The following is an 18,114-nucleotide window of genomic DNA, read 5'->3' on the forward strand; positions in this document are numbered from 1 at the left end:
TCATACCGTAAAACCTCGGTGAGATAAGGAAGCAAACACCGAAGTGTGGGAAAGTTTGCAAATCAAAACAGCGATCAAGGGCGATATTGCCGCTTTTCATCCAATCCGCTGCCCTGTCCGCCATAACGCTGCAGGTAACCGCCGACCGCCTGCATGCCGTTCCAGCGGTTTTCGCACCATAATGGTGCCAACAGCGTCGGCCGACGGGCGCTGGCGGAGATGCGGTGATAGACAATCTCTTTCGGCGTATGGCGGATCATCTCCCCGGCACTGGCGGCGTACTCCTCCAGCGCCAATTCAGGCATGCGCCCGGCCTGCCAGGCCCGCGCCAAGGTGCTGCCGGTAACGATATGCAGCGGGTGCAGCTTGATGCCGTCCACGCCGCTGTCCACCACCTGCCGCAGCGTAGCCAGATGATCGGCCGAGCTTTCCCCCGGCAGCCCGACGATCAGGTGGCTGCATACCTTCAGCCCACGTTCGCGCGCCAATCGGGCGGTATGCTGGTAACAGGAGAAATTGTGGCCGCGATTAATGCGCTTCAGCGTTTTATCGTGTGCCGTCTGCAGGCCCAGCTCGAGCCAAACCTCATAACCTTGTTCAAGGTAGCCCGCCAGCAAATCAAGCGCGGCGGGCGGCACGCAGTCCGGCCGAGTGCCAACGCAGATCCCGACCATATCGGCCTGCGCCAGCGCCTGCCGATACATGTCCGCCAGCAGGCTCACTTCTGCATAAGTACTGGTATAGGCCTGAAAGTAGGCCAGGTAACGTTTTGCGCGGTTGACCCTGCCGGCCTGCACCCTCAGCTGTTCGGCAATGCTCTGGCGCTGCATCTGCTCGTCGGCAAAAGAGGCTACGTTGCAGAAGGTACAACCGCCGCGGCCCAGGGTACCGTCACGATTTGGGCAGCTAAAACCGCCGTGCAGCGTGAGTTTATGGATCTTTTCGCCGTGCCGACGCTGGAGATCGGCGCCAAACATATTGACTAATTGCGGCAACTGCATAATCTTGGCTTTCTCTGTACTCAAAGCCCGTGATGCTAATAAGAAACGGCTTTTCCCGCGATGACAGAGATCAACGCTTTCCCTTCAAGGCTTCACCAGGCATAACTATTCATTATAAATGCAAATAAAATCACCCGAGCCAAGATGAATTTTTCTTATTCTCCCCTAACCGTTAACGCCTGTATGACAAAGCGATTAAAAATAGTTACAAATAACAAGAAAGCATAACTTAATAGAATAAAATTCTGACATTCACGTCCGCACTAGCATGGTGCAGAGATTCAGAGGTTGCACTATAGTGAGACAGCTCACATTTCCTCGAGCCCTGACGCTCCTCGCCACCACCGTAAATTCATGTAAAAATAGTTATTTTTCAAAAAGATAACCCACAATAATTCAATAAAAAACGCTCTTAAGCCTATATTTGACCTGCGTATTCTTTCTCGCTAAGTTGGAAGTCCGCTGGAAGCTTTCTGGACGGGCAAACGTCTCGTCATATTTATGCAGTTATTTAAGACTCCCTCTTAAAACAAGTCATTCACCACTTGTGAGAACCGTCACGAGAGGCCATTGATGGAGGGCGGAAAAGCAGATCGGCGATATTAACCTTGCTGATTGGACTTCCGCCTGACGTTGGGAAGCCCCCTCGCAGTTGGTTGTAAGAGTCACGCAGAGCCTGGGGAGGTTCACTGATATGTTGTACGATAAATCCCTTGAGAGGGACAACTGTGGTTTCGGCCTAATCGCCCACATAGAAGGCGAACCTAGCCACAAGGTGGTGCGAACTGCTATTCACGCGCTGGCCCGAATGCAGCACCGTGGCGCAATCCTTGCTGACGGCAAGACTGGCGACGGTTGCGGCCTGTTATTGCAAAAGCCCGATCGCTTTTTCCGCATGGTTGGAGAAGAGCGCGGCTGGCGTTTAGCCAAGAACTACGCCGTTGGCATGATGTTCCTCAGCCAGAACGAAGAGGAAGCCCGTGCCAGCCGCCGCATTGTGGAAGAAGAGCTGCAAAATGAAACGCTGTCGGTCGTCGGCTGGCGTGAAGTGCCGACCAACCCGGACGTTTTGGGTGAGATCGCCCTCTCTTCCCTGCCGCGCATTGAACAGATCTTCGTTAACGCCCCGGCGGGCTGGCGCCCGCGCGATATGGAACGCCGCCTGTTTGTGGCGCGTCGCCGTATCGAAAAGCGCGTTCAGGACGACAGCTTCTATGTCTGCAGCTTCTCGAACCTGGTCACGATCTATAAAGGCTTGTGCATGCCTGCGGATCTGCCGCGTTTCTATCTCGATCTGGCGGACCTGCGCCTGGAATCGGCCATCTGCCTGTTCCACCAGCGTTTCTCCACCAACACCGTGCCGCGCTGGCCGCTGGCGCAGCCGTTCCGTTATCTGGCGCACAACGGTGAGATCAACACCATCACCGGCAACCGCCAATGGGCGCGCGCCCGTACTTATAAATTCCAGACGCCGCTGATCCCGGATTTGCAAACCGCCGCCCCCTTCGTCAACGAAACCGGCTCCGACTCCAGCTCGCTGGACAACATGTTGGAGCTGCTGCTGGCAGGTGGCATGGACCTGATCCGCGCCATGCGTTTGCTGGTGCCGCCGGCCTGGCAGAACAACCCGGACATGGACACCGATCTGCGTGCCTTCTTCGACTTCAACTCGATGCACATGGAGCCGTGGGACGGCCCAGCAGGCATCGTGATGTCCGATGGCCGCTACGCCGCCTGTAACCTGGACCGTAACGGTCTGCGCCCGGCGCGTTATGTCATAACCAAAGACAAACTGATCACCTGCGCCTCCGAAGTCGGCATCTGGGATTACCAGCCGGATGAAGTGGTGGAAAAAGGCCGTGTTGGCCCTGGCGAGCTGATGGTGATCGACACCCGCAGCGGCAAGATCCTGCACTCCGCCGAAACCGACGACGACCTGAAAAGCCGCCACCCGTATAAAGAGTGGATGGAAAAGAACGTCAAGCGTCTGGTGCCGTTCGAGGATCTGCCTGAAGATCAGGTCGGCAGCCGTGAGCTCGACGACTCGCAGCTCGAGACTTACCAGAAACAGTTCAGCTACAGCAGCGAAGAGCTGGATCAGGTGATCCGCGTGCTGGGCGAGATCGGCCAGGAAGCTACCGGCTCGATGGGTGACGACACCCCGTTCGCCGTGCTCTCCAGCCGCCCACGCATCGTTTATGACTATTTCCGCCAGCAGTTCGCGCAGGTGACCAACCCGCCTATCGACCCGCTGCGCGAAGCGCATGTGATGTCGCTGGCGACCAGCATCGGCCGCGAAATGAACGTGTTCTGCGAGGCCGAAGGCCAGGCACACCGCCTGAGCTTCAAATCGCCGATCCTGCTGTACTCCGACTTCAAACAGCTCACCACGCTGGAAGGCGAATATTATCGCGCTGACACGCTCGATCTGACCTTCGATCCTGCGGTGCAGGATCTGGAGCAAACCATCCGCGCTCTGTGCGACGAAGCGGAACGTAAAGTTCGCGACGGCGCCGTGCTGCTGGTGCTGTCAGATCGCGCCATCGCCGCCAACCGTCTGCCGGTGCCTGCGCCGATGGCAGTAGGTGCAATTCAGACCCGTTTGGTAGAGAAAAGCCTGCGCTGCGACGCCAACATTATCGTTGAAACCGCCAGCGCCCGCGATCCGCACCACTTCGCCGTGCTGTTGGGCTTCGGCGCGACCGCAATCTACCCGTACCTGGCCTACGAAACGCTGGCCAAACTGGTGGATACTCAGGCGATCGACAAGAAATACCGCGACGTGATGCTGAACTACCGTAACGGCATCAATAAAGGCCTGTACAAGATCATGTCCAAAATGGGCATCTCGACTATCGCCTCTTACCGCTGCGCCAAACTGTTTGAAGCGGTCGGCCTGCATCGTGACCTGTCCGATCTCTGTTTCCAGGGCGCAGTCAGCCGCATCGGCGGCGCCAGCTTCAGCGACTTCCAACAGGATTTGCAGAACCTGTCCAAGCGCGCCTGGCTGAAACGCAAACCGCTGGAACAAGGCGGCCTGCTGAAGTTCGTTCACGGCGGCGAGTACCACGCGTACAACCCTGACGTGGTGAGCACCTTGCAAACTGCGGTACACAGCGGCAAATACAGCGACTATCAGGCTTACGCCAAACTGGTGAATGAACGCCCGGTCGCCATGCTGCGTGACCTGCTGGCCATTACGCCGCAGGGCACGCCGATCCCGGTCGACCAGGTTGAACCGGCAGAATCGCTGTTCAAACGTTTCGATACTGCGGCAATGTCTATCGGCGCATTGAGCCCGGAGGCCCACGAGTCGCTGGCCATCGCCATGAACAGCCTCGGCGGTTTCTCCAACTCCGGGGAAGGCGGCGAAGACCCTGCACGTTACGGCACCAACAAGGTTTCACGCATCAAGCAGGTGGCATCCGGCCGTTTCGGCGTGACGCCGGCCTACCTGGTGAATGCCGACGTGATCCAAATCAAAGTGGCGCAAGGGGCAAAACCGGGCGAAGGCGGCCAGTTGCCTGGCGACAAAGTGACGCCTTATATCGCCAAACTGCGTTATTCGGTGCCGGGCGTAACCCTGATTTCTCCACCGCCGCACCATGACATCTACTCGATCGAAGATCTGGCGCAGCTGATTTTCGACCTGAAACAGGTCAACCCGAAGGCGATGATTTCGGTGAAACTGGTTTCCGAACCGGGCGTCGGCACCATCGCTACCGGCGTGGCGAAAGCCTATGCCGATCTGATCACTATCGCCGGCTACGACGGCGGTACCGGTGCCAGCCCACTGTCGTCGGTGAAATACGCCGGCTGCCCGTGGGAACTGGGCCTGGTGGAAACTCAGCAGGCGCTGGTGGCTAACGGCCTGCGCCACAAAATCCGCCTGCAGGTGGATGGCGGCCTGAAAACCGGCGTGGATATCGTCAAAGCGGCGATCCTCGGCGCAGAAAGCTTCGGCTTCGGCACCGGCCCGATGGTAGCGCTGGGTTGTAAATACCTGCGTATCTGTCACCTGAACAACTGCGCAACCGGCGTGGCGACTCAGGATGAAAAACTGCGCCGCGATCACTATCACGGCCTGCCGGAACGCGTCACCAACTACTTCCAGTTCATCGCGCGTGAAACCCGCGAGATCATGGCGCAGCTGGGTGTCAGCCAATTGGTTGATCTGATTGGCCGCACTGAGTTCCTGACCGAGTTGGACGGCATCTCCGCCAAGCAGAACAAACTGGATCTGTCGCCGCTGCTGAAAACCGCAACGCCGCATCCAGGCAAGGCGCTGTACTGCACCGAAAGCAGCAACCCGCCGTTCGACAAAGGGTCGATGAACAAAGATCTGCTGGCGCAGGCGGAACCGCATATCGAAGCGAAGCAGAGCAAGACCTTCTACTTCGATATCCGTAACACCGACCGTTCAGTGGGTGCCACCCTGTCCGGCGCTATTGCTACCGTACATGGCGATCAGGGCATGGCAGCAGACCCGATCAAGGCCTATTTCTCCGGCACCGCTGGCCAGAGCTTCGGCGTATGGAATGCGGGCGGCGTTGAGCTGACCCTGACCGGCGACGCCAACGACTATGTCGGCAAAGGCATGGCCGGCGGCCGTATCGCCGTACGCCCACCGATTGGTTCTGCCTTCCGCAGCCATGAAGCGAGCATTATCGGCAACACCTGTCTTTACGGCGCCACCGGCGGCAAGCTGTTCGCTGCAGGCCGTGCGGGCGAGCGCTTCGCGGTGCGTAACTCCGGCGCTATCACCGTAGTTGAAGGCATTGGTGATAACGGCTGTGAATACATGACCGGCGGCATCGTCTGCGTGCTGGGTAAAACCGGCATCAACTTTGGCGCAGGTATGACCGGCGGCTTCGCTTACGTGCTGGATGAAGATGGCGTGTTCCGCAAACGCGTTAACCCGGAGCTGGTGGAAGTCTTGGATGTCGAGCAACTGGCCATTCATGAGGAGCACCTGCGCGGTTTGATTACCGAACACGTGCAAGCGACCGGTTCTGCGCGCGGGGAAGAGATTCTGGCTAACTGGCCGGAATGGGCGCCGAAGTTCGCTCTGGTCAAGCCGAAGTCCAGTGATGTCAAAGCATTGTTGGGTCACCGTAGTCGTTCCGCAGCCGAGCTGCGGGTTCAGGCGCAGTAAGAGGTCATTAATGAGTCAGAATGTTTATCAATTTATCGACCTGCAGCGCGTTGATCCGCCCAAAAAACCGCTGAAGATCCGTAAAATTGAGTTTGTAGAGATTTACGAGCCGTTTTCGGAAACTCAGGCGAAAGCGCAGGCGGACCGTTGTCTTTCCTGCGGCAACCCTTATTGCGAATGGAAATGCCCGGTTCACAACTACATCCCGAACTGGCTGAAGCTGGCGAACGAAGGCCGCATCATGGAGGCGGCGGATCTGGCGCACCAGACCAACAGCCTGCCGGAAGTGTGCGGACGCGTCTGCCCGCAGGATCGCCTGTGCGAAGGTTCCTGTACTCTGAACGACGAGTTTGGTGCGGTGACCATCGGTAACATCGAACGCTATATCAGCGATAAAGCGATCGAAATGGGCTGGAAGCCGGACATGTCCCACGTGCAGCCTACCGGCAAGCGTGTGGCGGTGATTGGCGCCGGTCCAGCCGGCCTGGCCTGTGCCGATGTGCTGACCCGCAACGGCGTGAAAGCGGTGGTTTACGATCGTCATCCGGAGATCGGCGGGCTGCTGACCTTCGGCATTCCGGCCTTCAAGCTGGAAAAAGAAGTGATGGTGAAACGCCGTGGCATCTTCAGCGAGATGGGCATTGAGTTCCAGCTGAATACCGAAGTGGGCAAAGACATCACCATGGATGCGCTGCTGAACGAGTTCGACGCGGTGTTCCTTGGCGTCGGCACCTATCAGTCGATGCGCGGCGGGCTGGAGAACGAGGAAGCGCCGGGCGTCTATGACGCACTGCCGTTCCTGATCGCCAACACCAAGCAGCTGATGGGCTATGAAGCCGAGCCACACGAGCCGTATGTCAGCATGGAAGGTAAGCGCGTGGTGGTTCTGGGCGGTGGTGATACCGCAATGGACTGCGTGCGTACTTCCATCCGTCAGGGCGCAACTCAGGTTATCTGCGCCTACCGTCGTGATGAGGCCAACATGCCGGGTTCCAAACGCGAAGTGAAAAATGCGCGTGAGGAAGGGGTTGAATTCAAATTCAATCTGCAGCCGCTGAGCATCGAACTGAACAGCGCCGGCCGCGTCGCCGGTGTGAAAATGGTTCGCACTCAGTTGGGTGAGCCGGATGCCAATGGCCGTCAGGTTGCTGAGCAAGTGCCGGGTTCCGAGCACGTGATCGATGCCGATGCCGTAGTGATGGCGTTTGGTTTCCGTCCGCACAAGATGGATTGGCTGGCGGCACATGACGTTGAACTCGACAAGCAGGGCCGCATTGTGGCGCCGGAAGGCACCGATAACGCCTTCCAGACCAGCAACCCGAAAATCTTCGCCGGTGGCGATGCGGTGCGCGGTTCAGACCTGGTAGTTACGGCGATTGCCGAAGGCCGTAAAGCTGCCGATGGCATCATGAGCTACCTGGAAGTGTAATATCCCTTCTGCTTCACGCTTCAGGGGCCCGGTTCACAATACCGGGCCCTTTGTTTTTCCGCACACGCGACAGCTACCAGCTTCTGCCCCGATACAACGATTGCATGACTTGATTATTCGGCAGGATCAAGGCAATAAAAAAGGTCGCCTGAGCGACCTTTTGCTGTTCGTAGCTGCAGGATTATTTCACCACGCGCAGCGATGGGCGGCCACCGCGCGGCGGCTGTGGCGGTTCATCGTCCGGCTCGTGGTCATCACTCATGTCCGGGCGATCGCCATCAATCACCGACATCAGGCTTTCCGATGGAATCGTCTCATTGTCCATGCCTTCAAAAGTGCCTTCCGCTTCATAGGCGGCTTCCGGTTCAAACATGGTGCCTGCGCCATTTTCACGCGCATAAATCGCCAGTACCGCTGCCATTGGCACCGAAACCTGACGTGGCACACCACCGAAACGCGCGTTGAAATGCACTTCGTCGTTGCCTAATTCCAGGCTGCCTACCGCACGTGGCGCAATGTTCAGTACGATCTGGCCATCGCGGGCAAACTCCATCGGCACCTGCACGTCAGGGCGCGTCACGTCCACCACCAGATGCGGCGTCAGCTGATTATCAAGCAACCAGTCATAGAACGCCCGCAGCAGATACGGACGGCGCGGGGTCATTTGAGACATATCCATGACGCTTAGCCCCGAGTCTGCAGGCGCATTTCGCGCTCGGCTTCGGTCAGGGAGGCCAGGAAGGCATCACGCTCGAACACGCGGGTCATGTAGCCTTTCAGCTCTTTGGAGCCTGTACCGCTCAGTTCAATGCCCAACTGCGGCAAACGCCACAACAGCGGTGCCAGGTAGCAATCCACCAGGCTGAACTCTTCGCTCATGAAATAAGGCGTCTGACCAAAGATCGGAGCAATCGCCAACAGTTCTTCGCGCAGCTGACGACGGGCTGATTCTGCTTCCTGGCCGTTGCTCTTCTCGATTTTGTACATCAGCGAGTACCAGTTTTTCTCGATACGCAGCATCATCAGGCGGCTTTCACCACGGGCTACCGGGTAAACCGGCATCAGTGGCGGGTGCGGGAAGCGCTCATCCAGGTATTCCATGATGATACGGGATTCATACAGGGTCAGCTCGCGATCAACCAGCGTAGGCACCGTTTGGTACGGGTTGAGGTCAATCAAATCCTGCGGCAGGTTATCCAACTCAACCTGCTCAATCTCGACGCTGACACCTTTCTCCGCCAGTACGATACGTACTTGATGGCTAAAAATGTCGGTCGGGCCAGAAAACAGCGTCATTACCGAACGTTTGTTGGCAGCGACAGCCATGAAAACCTCCAAGTTTATCTAGAAAATACTGCGAATAGCCAACTAACAGGCTGCTATCCTGAATGATCTTGACCGCTAGCCAACAGCACACAGATAAACCTTGGGTCTAAAACAGGACGCGGAGGTAGACTGACGACAGCTGCATGGCGAACAGGCGCAAAAGTGGATGATAGTTTACCAGATTTTGCTTGTTTTGTGGGGACTCTGCGGTGATTTCGTGTCGAATTGTCTGATATACCACAGATTTTAGTCGTGAGAAGGTGATTTTCAGGCATAAAAAAACCCGGTGAAGCACCGGGTTTTTGGCGTAAACTCCACTGCCGAAGCAGTAAAAATTAACGCTTGGAGAACTGAGGACGACGACGTGCTTTACGCAGGCCGACTTTCTTACGTTCAACTTTACGAGCATCACGAGTGACGAAGCCAGCTTTACGCAGCTCACCACGCAGAGTCTCGTCATATTCCATCAGTGCACGGGTGATACCGTGACGGATAGCACCAGCTTGACCAGAAATACCACCACCTTTAACAGTGATGTACAGGTCAAATTTGCCAACCATGTCGACCAGTTCCAGCGGCTGACGAACTACCATGCGGGCAGTTTCGCGACCGAAGTACTGTTCCAGGCTGCGCTGGTTAATTACGATGTTACCGTTGCCCGGCTTGATGAAGACGCGAGCGGCGGAGCTTTTGCGGCGACCAGTGCCGTAGTATTGATTTTCAGCCATTGCCTATAATCCCGATTAGATGTCAAGAACTTGCGGTTGCTGTGCCGCGTGAGTGTGCTCGTTGCCCGCGTAAACTTTCAGTTTACGGAACATTGCACGACCCAACGGACCCTTTGGCAGCATGCCTTTAACCGCGATTTCAATCACGCGCTCAGGATTGCGGGCAATCATCTCTTCAAAGGTCGCTTGCTTGATACCACCGATGTGGCCGGTGTGGCGGTAATACACCTTGTCTGTACGCTTTTTGCCGGTTACAGCAACTTTTTCTGCGTTCAGAACGATGATGTAGTCACCGGTATCAACGTGCGGGGTGTATTCCGCTTTATGCTTGCCGCGCAAACGACGAGCGAGTTCAGTAGCGAGACGGCCTAAAGTTTTACCATCCGCATCAACAACGAACCAGTCGCGTTTTACGGTTTCTGGTTTAGCTGTAAAAGTTTTCATTAGAAAGCTTACCCAATAATTAGTTACACGTTGGTGAACACCCAAACGCTCGAAAACAGTTGAGGCTCACACGACCATACAAGTCCAGCAAACCTACCCCTTCGAATAGCCATTGCCGGCACTATAAAGTTTTTGGGAAAAAAACTTTGTTGTAACGTGGGGTCGCAAGATTATAGAGAAGTCGCTCACAAAGATCGAACGCTTTTTGAATGGAAAAGCAATTTATCGCCAGCGAGAGGAAAACGGGGATCCTGGCGGCCAGGCCCCCCGGACGATCAAGGCAGATGAGGCAGCTTCAGATACTCTTCGCTTTGCATCTCCTGCAGGCGCGACAGGCAGCGTTGATACTCAAACTTCAACCGCTCCCCCTGGTAGATGTCGAACATCGACGTTTCGGCGGCAATCACCAACTTGACGTGGCGTTCGTAGAATTCGTCCACCAGCGCCAGGAAACGACGGGCGGTGTTCTCCTTCAATGGCCCCATCACCTGGACATTGTACAGTATTACGCTGTGATACAACCGCGACAGCGCAATATAGTCCAGTTGGCTGCGCGGCTCTTCGCACAGGGTATGGAAATCCACCGCCAATACCCCATCCACCGCGCGGATCGCTTGCAGCGGCCGGTGATTGACCTGCAGCACCGGCGCCTCCTCTCCTGCCTTCCCCGCCAGCTTGATGAACATCCGGTCCAGGGTCTCTCGGGTCTGACTGTCGAGCGGCGTCAGGTACAAATGCGCCTGAGTCAGAGTGCGCAAACGGTAATCAATGCCGGCATCGACATTCATCACATCGCAGTAGTCGTTAATCAGGGCAATCGCCGGCAGGAAGCGCGCACGTTGCAAGCCGTTGCGGTACAGATCGTCCGGCGGAATATTGGACGTCGCCACCAGCGTGATGCCGCGAGCAAACAGCGCCTGCAACAGCGTGGCCAGCAGCATCGCGTCGGTGATATCGGAGACGAAGAATTCGTCAAAACACACTATGTCGGTCTGCGCCTTGAACCCGTCGGCAATCACCTCCAACGGGTTTTCCTGCCCTTGCAGCTCGGTCAGTTCTTCGTGCACGCGCAGCATAAAACGGTGGAAATGCAGCCGCAGCTTGCGCTCCCCCGGCAGGCTGTGGAAGAACATGTCCATCAGCCAGGTTTTACCTCGTCCGACACCGCCCCACATGTACAGCCCCTGCACCGGACGAAGGCTGGTCGTTTCAGCGCCCTTGCCCAGCCAGCGGCTTAACCTGCCGCGCAGGCCGTTGGCCGACACGCTTGCTGCAGGTGCCTGCTGCAATGCCTGATAAATGCCCTCCAGCCGGGTAACCGCCTGGCGTTGAACCTCGTCGGCCTGATATTCCCCCGCATCCAGCGCCTGCTGGTAGCGTGATAACGGTGATAATGCCTGCATCTGTTCGATGTTCCCTTAGAACCCGTAGAAATTATTTAGCAAATTTTCGCGGCATGTTGATGCTGCTTCGCACCGTTATCGCCACAAATGTCCGCCTCGCGGCGTACTGAAAAACCCTGCAAACGCCAGGTTATGGCTTATCAGGATTCCACTCGGACAAGGTTAACGGTTATAGTGGATATTATTAAGTGAAAAATCCCTGCGGAACAACGAAGTCAAAAAGGAGTCATCATGACCTGGGAGTATACGCTGATTGGTTTAGTCGTCGGCATCGCCATTGGTGCGGTAGCGATGCGTTTTGGTAACCGTAAATTACGTCAACAACAAGTTTTGCAGAACGAGTTGGACAAGAGCAAAACCGAGCTGGAAGAGTATCGTCAGGAACTGGTCGGCCACTTTGCCCGCAGCGCCGAGCTGTTGGATAACATGGCGCGAGACTATCGCCAGCTGTATCAACACATGGCGAAAAGCTCCAACAACCTGCTGCCGGATCTGCCGATGCAGGAAAATCCGTTCCGCTATCGCCTGACCGAAGCCGAAGCCGATAACGATCAGGCGCCGGTAGAAATGCCTCGCGACTATTCTGAAGGCGCCTCTGGCCTGCTGCGTGGCGAGCGTCCGCGCCGCGACTGATCCTCACCCTGCCCGTGGGCCTGCCCCACGGGTTTTGATCTTGCCCGCTTTATCTCCCCCGCGCCTGAACTATCCTTAACGCTGGTGCTTGAGTGAACTTTTCACGCAAATTCACGGTCTTACCCTTCACTATGGTATTGCTGCTGCTTTATCATCACTATTTCATCGGCAGGTATTGAGAGAGTTATTATCAATGAAGAAAAAGTCGTTAATTCTTAGTGCATTGGCAATGAGTATTGGCCTCACGATCACCTCCGTACCGGCAGCCAGCGCCGCATTGCCCGTCGCTGTTCAGGGGCAATCGCTGCCGAGCCTGGCACCGATGCTGGAAAAAGTTTTGCCCGCAGTGGTGAGCGTGCATGTTGAAGGGACCCAGGTGCAGCGCCAGCAAGTTCCGGAGGAATTCAAACGCTTCTTCGGCCCCGGCGGCCCTGGGCAGCAACAAAGCTCGCGCCCGTTTGAAGGGCTGGGGTCCGGCGTAATCATCGACGCCGCCAAAGGCTATGTGCTGACCAACAACCACGTCATCAACAACGCCGACAAAATCAGCGTACAGCTGAATGACGGCCGCGAAGTGGACGCCAAGCTGGTTGGCCGCGACGAGCAATCCGATATTGCCCTGCTGCAGCTCAGTGACGTGAAAAACCTGACCGCGATAAAAATGGCGGATTCCGATGCGTTGCGGGTCGGCGATTTCGCCGTTGCCGTCGGCAACCCGTTTGGCCTCGGCCAGACCGCCACCTCCGGCATTATCTCAGCCCTGGGTCGTAGCGGCCTGAACCTGGAAGGGCTGGAAAACTTTATCCAGACGGACGCCTCCATCAACCGCGGCAACTCCGGCGGCGCGCTGGTTAATCTCAACGGCGAGCTAATAGGCATCAACACGGCTATTCTGGCACCGGGCGGCGGCAACGTCGGCATCGGCTTTGCCATTCCGAGCAACATGGCGCAGAACCTCAGCCAGCAGTTGATCGAATTCGGCGAGGTGAAACGCGGCCTGCTAGGCATCAAAGGCAGCGAAATGACCGCCGATATGGCCAAAGCGTTTAATACCGAAGCCCAGCGCGGCGCTTTCGTCAGTGAAGTGCTGCCGAAATCCGCCGCCGCCAAGGCGGGCATCAAGGCCGGCGACATTTTGGTCTCCGTCGACGGCAAACCGGTCAGCAGCTTCGCCGAACTGCGTGCCAAAGTGGGCACTACCGCACCGGGCAAAACCATTAAGGTCGGGCTGCTGCGCGATGGCAAACCGCAGGAAGTTGCCGTTACGCTGGATAACAGCGAGGGTACCTCCACCAATGCCGAAACGCTTTCACCGGCCCTGCTGGGTGTTTCCCTCAGCAACGGCACCATTGCCAGCGGTGACAAAGGCGTGAAGATCGATAAGGTGGATAAAGGCTCTACGGCAGCGCAGATTGGGCTGCAGAAAGACGATGTGATCATTGGCGTCAACCGCCAGCGCGTTGAGGACATCACGACATTGCGCAAAGTATTGGCAGCCAAACCTCCAGTCATGGCGCTGAACATCGTGCGCGGCACTGAAACCCTTTATCTGCTGCTGCGTTAATTTGTTTAAAAACCGGGCTCAGTGACATACTGCGCCCGGTATTCTCATGTTATCCTCCCTGCATCCTTCATCTCACGTACTAAAACTCCATGTTTGCTAAGCTCTTGCGTTCTGTCGTTATTGGTTTAATCGTTGCCGGCCTGCTGCTGGCTGCGCTGCCTGTGCTGCGCTCTTCCAATACTCTGTTCGCAGAAAAACATGACAATACCCGTGACGAAACGCCGGTCAGCTACAACAAGGCCGTGCGGCGCGCGGCGCCCGCCGTGGTGAATATCTACAACCGTAATATGAGCGGCGCCGCCAACGTGCTGTCGCTGGGTTCCGGCGTGATCATGAACGAGCGCGGTTATATTCTGACCAATCGCCACGTTATCAAGGATGCCCAGCAAATTACCGTCGTGCTGCAGGACGGCCGCCGCTACGAAGCGCTGTTGGTCGGCTCCGATAGCCTGACCGATCTGGCGGTGCTGAAGATAGATCCGGGCAATCTGCCGGTAATCCCTATCAATAACGCCCGCGCCGCGCACGTGGGCGATGTGGTGCTGGCGATCGGCAATCCCTATAATCTCGGCCAGACCGTCACTCAGGGGATCCTAAGCGCTACGGGTCGCATCAGTATGAGCACCACCGGTCGTCAGACCTTCCTGCAAACCGATGCCTCGATTAACCGCGGCAACTCCGGCGGCGCTCTGGTTAACTCACTGGGTGAGTTAATCGGCATCAACACCCTGACCTACGATAAAATCACCGACGGCGAAACACCGGAAGGCTTGGGGTTCGCCATTCCCATCGAGTTGGCCACCAAGATCATGGACAAATTGATCCGTGATGGCCGCGTTATCCGCGGTTACTTCGGCATTCAGGGCAAAGAGATTATTCCTTTGCGTTCGTCCAATTCCGGTATCGACCGCCTGCAAGGCATTATCGTAACCGAAATTACGCCGAACGGACCGGCGGGTAACGCCGGCTTCCATATCAACGACGTCATCACCAACGTAGACAGCAAACCGGCAATATCGGTACTGGAAACCATGGACCAGGTGGCTGAGATCCGCCCGGGCACGGAAATTCCGGTCATCGTGCTGCGCGACGGCAAACGCATTACGCTGAAGATGACGGTGGGAGAGTTCCCGGAAGACAGCAATTAAAAAGGGCCCGGCCAAAGTGAGCCGGACCCTCAACGCAGCGTTTCCGCCGGGGCGTCGCCCCGGCATCTGACAAATTACTCGCCTTTCACACGCTCAATATTCGCACCCAGCGCACGCAGCTTATCTTCAATACGCTCATAACCACGGTCGATGTGGTAGATACGATCGACGACGGTCACACCGTCGGCGATACAGCCGGCCAGTACCAGGCTGGCGGAAGCGCGCAGATCGGTTGCCATCACCTGGGCGCCGGACAGTTGCTCAACACCGTGACAAATCAAGGTATTGCTCTCAATCTCGGCGTGTGCACCCATACGGATCAGTTCAGGCACATGCATGAAGCGGTTTTCAAAAATGGTTTCGGTGATCACGCCGGTGCCTTCCGCTACCAGGTTCAGCAAGCTGAATTGGGCCTGCATATCGGTCGGGAAACCAGGGTGCGGCGCGGTACGTACGGTAACCGCTTTAGGGCGCTTGCCGTGCATGTCCAGGCTGATCCAGTCTTCACCCACTTCGATATCCGCGCCGGCTTCACGCAGCTTGGCCAACACGGCGTCCAGCGTATTCGGACGGGTGTCGCGGCACATCACTTTGCCGCCGGAAACCGCTGCGGCAATCAGGAAGGTGCCGGTCTCGATACGGTCAGGCAGAACGCGATACACACCGCCACCCAGGCGCTCAACGCCTTCGATGGTGATACGATCACTGCCGGCGCCGCTGATTTTCGCCCCCAGCGTGTTGAGGAAGTTGGCGGTATCGACAATTTCCGGCTCGCGTGCGGCATTTTCAATCACGGTGGTACCGGTCGCCAGGGTCGCTGCGCTCATGATGGTTACGGTGGCGCCAACGCTCACCTTGTCCATCACGATGTGCGCGCCTTTCAGGCGGCCTTCAACGGAAGCTTTAACGTAACCTTCTTCCAGTTTGATCTCCGCACCAAGCTGCTCCAGGCCGCTGATATGCAGATCGACCGGACGTGCGCCGATCGCACAACCGCCCGGCAGAGAAACCTGACCGCGGCCGAAGCGCGCGACCAATGGCCCCAATGCCCAGATAGAAGCGCGCATGGTTTTCACCAGGTCATAAGGTGCGCAAAACTCGTTCACGCCGCTGGCGTCTACATACACCGAACCGTTGCGTTCGATCTTGGTGCCTAACTGGCTGAGTAGCTTAATGGTGGTATCGATGTCCTTCAGCTTAGGGACATTCTGCAGCTCGACCGGCTCTTCCGCTAATAATGCGGCGAACAGGATCGGCAGGGCAGCGTTTTTCGCCCCGGAAATAGAAACTTCACCGCTGAGGCGGGTCCGGCCCTGCACACGAAATTTATCCATCTGACTACTCTCTGTTATCTAATCTGAAGCTGCCCGCCCGGAGGGCAAACAGCCTTAAAATCCGTTGAGTTTGCGGTCTCGCTGCCACTCTTCAGGGGTGTACGCCTTGATCGATAAGGCATGAATTCGGTTGTCCGCAATGTATTCCATCAGCGGTGCGTAGACCGTCTGTTGTTTCTTGACGCGGCTCATGGCGGCAAACAGCTCGCCGACCACGATCACCTGAAAGTGGCTGCCATCGCCCGTGACATGTGCTTCATCCAGCGCCAATGCTTGCATCAGCACGTCTTTAATCTCGTTATTTTCCATAGTATCCAGTTCTGCAGCAAAAGGATCATAATCAGCCTGACATCTTAGTGGAATACGACGTTTTCTTAAACTAAAGAAAAAGCCCCTGTGCAACAGGGGCTTTCTGGGGAATGACCGTATTCAGCCAGCTGAAAATATCGCTAACCAGCGGTATCGACAGGCATTATTGCTTGCAGGTTGTACAACGCGATCAGCGTTTTCAAGCGATCGGTGGCGCCGGAAATTTTTAATTCAACGCCGAGCTGACGCTGCTGCTCACGCAAATGCACCAACAGCGCCAACCCGGAAGAGTCCACGCGCTGCAGTTGCGAGACGTCGAGAGCGGTTTTATCCGCCAGCAACGTTTCCCGCTGTTCCCACAGCGGCAGCAGCGTTTCCCGGTCCAGCTCGCCGCGCAGGATCAGGGTCTGCTGCTGCGATTCAAAGCTGAGTGCGGCCGACATCAGTTTTTCTGATCCAGCGTGATAGGCCGCTGCGCAGCCGCTTGCAGCTGTTTGGTCAGACCGTCAATACCCTGAGTACGCAGGGTAGACGCCCACTCGTTCTGCTTGGTGGTGATCATGCTGACGCCTTCGGCGATCATGTCATACGCCTGCCAGTAGCCGGTTTTGCTGTTTTTACGCCATTGGAAATCCAGACGTACCGGTGGACGGCCATCTTTATCGATGATGGTCACGCGGATGGCGACGATGTCGGCGTTACCCAGCGGCTGCTCAGGGGCGATCTGGTAGGTCTGACCGTGATACATCGCCAGCGCCTGGCCATAAGCCTGCTCCAGATAGGCCTGGAATGCGGTGAAATAGGCCTCACGCTGCGCCGGCGTCGCTTCTTTGTAATAACGGCCCAGCACCAGCGCACCGGCATACTTGACCTGTACAAACGGCATCAGCTCCTGATGCACCACCGAACGCAGGTAGTTAGGGTCCTGCTTGATTTTTGGCTGCTCGGTTTTCAGCCGGGTGAAGGTCTTCTCAGCCGCATCTTGCATCAGGCTGTACGGGTTGGTTTGATCGACCGCATTCGCCAGCGGCGCAACCACCAGCAGGGCCACCATAAGTAAACGTTTAAACATGCAGGTTTCCTCTCTTAATGACTTGGGGCGACAGATTGCGGCGCAGTACCGGCAGCCGGCTCAGCGGCCGCGTCTCCCGGTTTGGCTGCATTGTCCTGGCCGCCGCTTTTATACAGGAACTGGCCGATCAGATCTTCCAGAACCATGGCTGATTTGGTGTCCTGAATGGTACCGCCGTCCTTCAGAATGGTGGTGCCCATATCAGGATCTTCAAAACCGACGTTCAGCGCCAGATACTGCTCCCCCAGCAAGCCGGAGGTGCGGATCGCCAGCGAGCTGGTGTCCGGGATCTGGTTAAATTTGTCCTGAATATCCAGGGCTACTCGCGGCGTATAGGTCTTAGGATCGAGCGAGATATCGGCCACACGGCCAATCACCACGCCACCGATTTTCACCGGCGAGCGCGCTTTCAGGCCGCCGATATTATCGAAGGTCGCATAGATGCGGTACGTCGGCTCATTACCGATCGACTTAATGTTTGCTACCTGCAGGCAGAGAAAGACGATGGCGCACAGCGCAATCAGCATAAACGCCCCAACCCAAATTTCACTCTTCTTCGTTTGCATCG

16 protein-coding genes are annotated in these 18,114 nt (G+C 56.7%); 5 read left to right on the forward strand and 11 right to left on the reverse strand.

Features of this window, described 5'->3' with window-relative positions; all coding sequences use genetic code 11:
* Positions 1 to 74: 74 nt before the first annotated feature.
* Positions 75 to 1,001 carry a tRNA modification radical SAM protein MnmL/YtqA gene (gene mnmL, locus SPL01S_RS15095; RefSeq protein ID WP_006328250.1) on the reverse strand — a complete coding sequence of 309 codons (927 nt, stop codon included), beginning with the start codon at positions 999 to 1,001 and terminating at the stop codon, positions 75 to 77.
* A gap of 694 nt (positions 1,002 to 1,695) precedes the next feature.
* On the opposite strand from mnmL, the gene gltB reads away from it, so the two are divergent.
* Together gltB and SPL01S_RS15105 are read left to right on the forward strand one after the other, a co-directional pair.
* Positions 1,696 to 6,156: a glutamate synthase large subunit gene (gene gltB, locus SPL01S_RS15100; protein ID WP_063200956.1), complete on the forward strand. Its 4,461-nt coding sequence runs from the start codon at positions 1,696 to 1,698 to the stop codon at positions 6,154 to 6,156.
* Positions 6,157 to 6,166: 10 nt separating this feature from the next.
* On the forward strand, positions 6,167 to 7,585 hold the full coding sequence (locus SPL01S_RS15105; protein WP_004948480.1) for a glutamate synthase small subunit: 1,419 nt from the start codon (positions 6,167 to 6,169) through the stop codon (positions 7,583 to 7,585).
* A 181-nt stretch (positions 7,586 to 7,766) separates the two neighbouring features.
* On the opposite strand, the gene sspB is transcribed toward SPL01S_RS15105, so the two are convergent.
* The 5 genes from sspB to zapE form a co-directional block, all read right to left on the reverse strand.
* Positions 7,767 to 8,264 carry a ClpXP protease specificity-enhancing factor gene (sspB, locus tag SPL01S_RS15110; protein ID WP_004948483.1) on the reverse strand — a complete coding sequence of 166 codons (498 nt, stop codon included), beginning with the start codon at positions 8,262 to 8,264 and terminating at the stop codon, positions 7,767 to 7,769.
* 5 nt (positions 8,265 to 8,269) lie between these two features.
* Positions 8,270 to 8,911 (reverse strand): stringent starvation protein SspA, encoded by a 642-nt coding sequence (gene sspA, locus SPL01S_RS15115; RefSeq protein ID WP_004948486.1) that lies wholly within the window; start codon positions 8,909 to 8,911, stop codon positions 8,270 to 8,272.
* A 335-nt stretch (positions 8,912 to 9,246) separates the two neighbouring features.
* Positions 9,247 to 9,639, reverse strand: a complete 393-nt coding sequence (rpsI, locus tag SPL01S_RS15120; RefSeq protein WP_004948488.1) for a 30S ribosomal protein S9 — start codon at positions 9,637 to 9,639, stop codon at positions 9,247 to 9,249.
* 15 nt (positions 9,640 to 9,654) lie between these two features.
* The gene (rplM, locus tag SPL01S_RS15125; RefSeq protein WP_006317092.1) at positions 9,655 to 10,083 is read right to left on the reverse strand and encodes a 50S ribosomal protein L13; all 429 of its coding nucleotides are present in this window, start codon (positions 10,081 to 10,083) and stop codon (positions 9,655 to 9,657) included.
* A 275-nt stretch (positions 10,084 to 10,358) separates the two neighbouring features.
* Complete coding sequence (zapE, locus tag SPL01S_RS15130) at positions 10,359 to 11,486, reverse strand: cell division protein ZapE (RefSeq protein WP_063200959.1); 1,128 nt, start codon at positions 11,484 to 11,486, stop codon at positions 10,359 to 10,361.
* 231 nt (positions 11,487 to 11,717) lie between these two features.
* Here zapE and zapG point away from each other — a divergent pair, with 231 nt between their 5' ends.
* The 3 genes from zapG (at position 11,718) to degS (ending at position 14,831) form a co-directional block, all read left to right on the forward strand.
* Positions 11,718 to 12,119, forward strand: a complete 402-nt coding sequence (gene zapG, locus SPL01S_RS15135) for a Z-ring associated protein ZapG (protein WP_004948498.1) — start codon at positions 11,718 to 11,720, stop codon at positions 12,117 to 12,119.
* A gap of 193 nt (positions 12,120 to 12,312) precedes the next feature.
* The gene (gene degQ / locus SPL01S_RS15140) at positions 12,313 to 13,683 is read left to right on the forward strand and encodes a serine endoprotease DegQ (protein WP_062868818.1); all 1,371 of its coding nucleotides are present in this window, start codon (positions 12,313 to 12,315) and stop codon (positions 13,681 to 13,683) included.
* Positions 13,684 to 13,772: 89 nt separating this feature from the next.
* Positions 13,773 to 14,831 carry an outer membrane-stress sensor serine endopeptidase DegS gene (gene degS, locus SPL01S_RS15145; protein WP_004948503.1) on the forward strand — a complete coding sequence of 353 codons (1,059 nt, stop codon included), beginning with the start codon at positions 13,773 to 13,775 and terminating at the stop codon, positions 14,829 to 14,831.
* Between the two features lie 74 nt (positions 14,832 to 14,905).
* On the opposite strand, the gene murA is transcribed toward degS, so the two are convergent.
* The 5 genes from murA to mlaD all read right to left on the reverse strand — a co-directional run bounded on the left by murA (position 14,906) and on the right by mlaD (position 18,112).
* A complete protein-coding gene (murA, locus tag SPL01S_RS15150) occupies positions 14,906 to 16,165 on the reverse strand; it encodes a UDP-N-acetylglucosamine 1-carboxyvinyltransferase (RefSeq protein ID WP_004948506.1) in 1,260 nt (419 codons plus the stop codon).
* Between the two features lie 54 nt (positions 16,166 to 16,219).
* Positions 16,220 to 16,474 carry a BolA family iron metabolism protein IbaG gene (gene ibaG / locus SPL01S_RS15155; RefSeq protein WP_004948511.1) on the reverse strand — a complete coding sequence of 85 codons (255 nt, stop codon included), beginning with the start codon at positions 16,472 to 16,474 and terminating at the stop codon, positions 16,220 to 16,222.
* Between the two features lie 140 nt (positions 16,475 to 16,614).
* Positions 16,615 to 16,917: a lipid asymmetry maintenance protein MlaB gene (mlaB, locus tag SPL01S_RS15160; protein ID WP_063200965.1), complete on the reverse strand. Its 303-nt coding sequence runs from the start codon at positions 16,915 to 16,917 to the stop codon at positions 16,615 to 16,617.
* On the reverse strand, positions 16,917 to 17,546 hold the full coding sequence (mlaC, locus tag SPL01S_RS15165) for a phospholipid-binding protein MlaC (RefSeq protein WP_013814676.1): 630 nt from the start codon (positions 17,544 to 17,546) through the stop codon (positions 16,917 to 16,919). The genes mlaB and mlaC overlap by 1 nt, the downstream gene beginning before the upstream one ends.
* A 14-nt stretch (positions 17,547 to 17,560) precedes the next feature.
* Complete coding sequence (gene mlaD, locus SPL01S_RS15170) at positions 17,561 to 18,112, reverse strand: outer membrane lipid asymmetry maintenance protein MlaD (protein ID WP_006328260.1); 552 nt, start codon at positions 18,110 to 18,112, stop codon at positions 17,561 to 17,563.
* Between the last annotated feature and the right edge of the window lie 2 nt (positions 18,113 to 18,114).

The organism is Serratia plymuthica NBRC 102599, from assembly GCF_001590925.1.
Classification (GTDB): domain Bacteria; phylum Pseudomonadota; class Gammaproteobacteria; order Enterobacterales; family Enterobacteriaceae; genus Serratia; species Serratia plymuthica.

What these genes read in the sequence shown, in the direction of transcription:
- sspB (WP_004948483.1), bottom strand. Translation starts at nt 8,264, where the DNA reads ATGGATATGTCTCAAATGACCCCGCGCCGTCCGTATCTGCTGCGGGCG.
- degS (WP_004948503.1), top strand. Translation starts at nt 13,773, where the DNA reads ATGTTTGCTAAGCTCTTGCGTTCTGTCGTTATTGGTTTAATCGTTGCC.
- rpsI (WP_004948488.1), bottom strand. Translation starts at nt 9,639, where the DNA reads ATGGCTGAAAATCAATACTACGGCACTGGTCGCCGCAAAAGCTCCGCC.
- mlaC (WP_013814676.1), bottom strand. Translation starts at nt 17,546, where the DNA reads ATGTTTAAACGTTTACTTATGGTGGCCCTGCTGGTGGTTGCGCCGCTG.
- murA (WP_004948506.1), bottom strand. Translation starts at nt 16,165, where the DNA reads ATGGATAAATTTCGTGTGCAGGGCCGGACCCGCCTCAGCGGTGAAGTT.
- zapG (WP_004948498.1), top strand. Translation starts at nt 11,718, where the DNA reads ATGACCTGGGAGTATACGCTGATTGGTTTAGTCGTCGGCATCGCCATT.
- sspA (WP_004948486.1), bottom strand. Translation starts at nt 8,911, where the DNA reads ATGGCTGTCGCTGCCAACAAACGTTCGGTAATGACGCTGTTTTCTGGC.
- rplM (WP_006317092.1), bottom strand. Translation starts at nt 10,083, where the DNA reads ATGAAAACTTTTACAGCTAAACCAGAAACCGTAAAACGCGACTGGTTC.
- mlaD (WP_006328260.1), bottom strand. Translation starts at nt 18,112, where the DNA reads ATGCAAACGAAGAAGAGTGAAATTTGGGTTGGGGCGTTTATGCTGATT.
- mlaB (WP_063200965.1), bottom strand. Translation starts at nt 16,917, where the DNA reads ATGTCGGCCGCACTCAGCTTTGAATCGCAGCAGCAGACCCTGATCCTG.
- degQ (WP_062868818.1), top strand. Translation starts at nt 12,313, where the DNA reads ATGAAGAAAAAGTCGTTAATTCTTAGTGCATTGGCAATGAGTATTGGC.
- SPL01S_RS15105 (WP_004948480.1), top strand. Translation starts at nt 6,167, where the DNA reads ATGAGTCAGAATGTTTATCAATTTATCGACCTGCAGCGCGTTGATCCG.
- zapE (WP_063200959.1), bottom strand. Translation starts at nt 11,486, where the DNA reads ATGCAGGCATTATCACCGTTATCACGCTACCAGCAGGCGCTGGATGCG.
- mnmL (WP_006328250.1), bottom strand. Translation starts at nt 1,001, where the DNA reads ATGCAGTTGCCGCAATTAGTCAATATGTTTGGCGCCGATCTCCAGCGT.
- gltB (WP_063200956.1), top strand. Translation starts at nt 1,696, where the DNA reads ATGTTGTACGATAAATCCCTTGAGAGGGACAACTGTGGTTTCGGCCTA.
- ibaG (WP_004948511.1), bottom strand. Translation starts at nt 16,474, where the DNA reads ATGGAAAATAACGAGATTAAAGACGTGCTGATGCAAGCATTGGCGCTG.